Consider the following 2,081-nt stretch of genomic DNA (forward strand, 5'->3'; position numbering starts at 1 on the left):
CGCGATGATAGAACGCTTCGGCGCCCACGCGATCGCCGCCCCCGGCCGCCAATATGCCGCGATGCTCCCAGATGTCCGCACGCTCTGGGGCAACGGTCAATGCCTCGTCCAGATACTGGCGTGAACGTTCCGCCTGGCCCAGATGAAAACAGGCAAGCCCCATTCGGTGCAGTGCGTGAGCATGCCGGGGTTGCTGTTCAAGCACCTGCTGGTATTGCTGCATCGCTTCGTGAGTCTGATGTGCTGCCAGATAGGCGTCAGCGCGAACAATCAGGGCGTCGAGTTCTTCCATGCTGTCGGGGAAAGAGCGGTTGAAGAGCGCGCGGTCGTGCATCCAAACGCTCTGCGATTATTGATGTTCGAAAGCGGGGTTGTGTGCGGCTACGCGTGCGGGCTGGTGTCCGGTTGTCGTGTGTGCCTTGGCGACGGGTGGGCCTGGGCCTGAGCCTGAGCCATCGCTTGCAAGCGTGCCGCCACCCGCTCGACCACCGGCCCCCACGCGCCCGGCTCGGTCTGCCGGTAGAGCTGAACCGAGTCATACCAAGGCTGCGTTTCCGCGTTGCCCCAGGACCAATGCGAGACATGATCGAGCATCGCCAGCACCGGACGGCCTAGCGACCCGCCCAGATGCAACGGTGCACTGTCGATGGTCACCACAGCATCTAGTGCGGCAACAAGTGCAGCAACATCGTCAAAGCCGGCTTCGTAGTGCCCAGTAAGATCACGCACGCGATAGCCCTGCGCTGACATGGCCGCTACGTCCGCACTCAGCCCCGGCGTGAGCGGATAGAACACAACATCCGCCAGCGCGAGAACCGGCGCCAACGACGCAAGGGGAATCGAACGCTTTGCGTCACGGCGGTGCGTCGGGCTGCCGGACCAGACGAGGCCAACATGCAGCAGGGCCGGATGTGCGTCGTCGGCCCTCACCTTCGTCTGCCATTGCGCCAGCCGCTGCGAATCCGCCTGCAGATATGCCTCACCGCGCACCTGCTCCGGCTGCAAGCCGAGCGTGAGCGGCATGCTCATCATCGGCAAAGCGAAGTCGGGTTTGCCGAGCGGGCCGTCTTCGATCGACACGCAATCAGCATAAAAACGCGAGAACAACGGCGCCAGTGGCCGGCGCACGGCCAGCACTAGCCGGCCGCCCTCGTCGTGCACGCGCGCGGCCAGTTCCGGGAGAAACCGCACCATCTGGATATCGTCGCCATTGCCCAGTTCGCTATGCACGACCAGCGTCTTGCCCGCAAGCGGCTCGCCGCGCCAGCGCGGACACAGGTTCGCGAGAATGGACATAACGTTGTTCGCTTCGCGGTCTTCGCGGTTGAGCCGCGCCTCGAAACGCGGCCACGCTGTCGACCAGTCGCCACGGCGCAACTCCAGATCGGCGAGATCCACCGCGGGCGATGCGGCATTCGGGTCCAATGCCAGCGAAGCATGCAGCGTTGCTTCGCTTTCGGCATAGCGCGCCTGCTCGCAGAGGTACTGACCGATGGCGGCGACAACCGCCGCGTTACCAGGCGCGGCCGCATCGACCGCGCGCATCGTTGCCTCCGCGCCGGCGGCATCGTTGCGCTGCCATTGCGCGTGACTCAGTTGCCACGCCATTTCGGCATCGGCCGGATGCTGGGCGAGGATCTTCCGGCACACGCGTTCAACGCTGTCCCAATCGCGAATCTCCCGATACGCGAGTGCGAGTTGCAACGGCAACGCAGGATGAATCGCCGGGTCCAGCGCGTACGCTCGTGAAAGCGCTTCACGCCGTTCGGCGCTCGCCGCGGAACCTGGCAAGGATGAGAGCGCAATCGTTAGCCACCAGGGAGCACGCACATCTTGAGGCGCGTGCCGGCCGTAAGCACGCAGCATATGCGCCTCGGCCGAATGCGCCCGGCATCGGTCGATCAACCACACAATCCATTCGATCGATGCTTCGACCGGTTGGGCTCCCACCGCTAGTTCGCTGTAACGCTTCGCGACGTCCTGCTTGCCGAGCGCATCGGCAAACAGCGCGAGCCGCGCATAGCGGCCACCGCTGAGGGTCTCGCCCTTGGACAGCGAAGCACTGTGATACGCCTGCTCGA

Annotated in this window: 2 protein-coding genes; both read right to left on the reverse strand. The window is 64.6% G+C overall.

Annotated features, from left to right (window positions below; all coding sequences use genetic code 11):
- A partial coding sequence (locus M0954_RS14160) for a tetratricopeptide repeat protein (RefSeq protein ID WP_297353830.1) occupies positions 1–334 on the reverse strand: 334 nt, incomplete at its 3' end.
- A 47-nt stretch (positions 335–381) separates the two neighbouring features.
- The coding region (locus M0954_RS14165; protein ID WP_297353832.1) for a glycosyltransferase family 9 protein at positions 382–2,081 on the reverse strand (1,700 nt) is incomplete at its 5' end.

The organism is Paraburkholderia sp. (assembly GCF_026225065.1).
Lineage (GTDB): Bacteria > Pseudomonadota > Gammaproteobacteria > Burkholderiales > Burkholderiaceae > Paraburkholderia.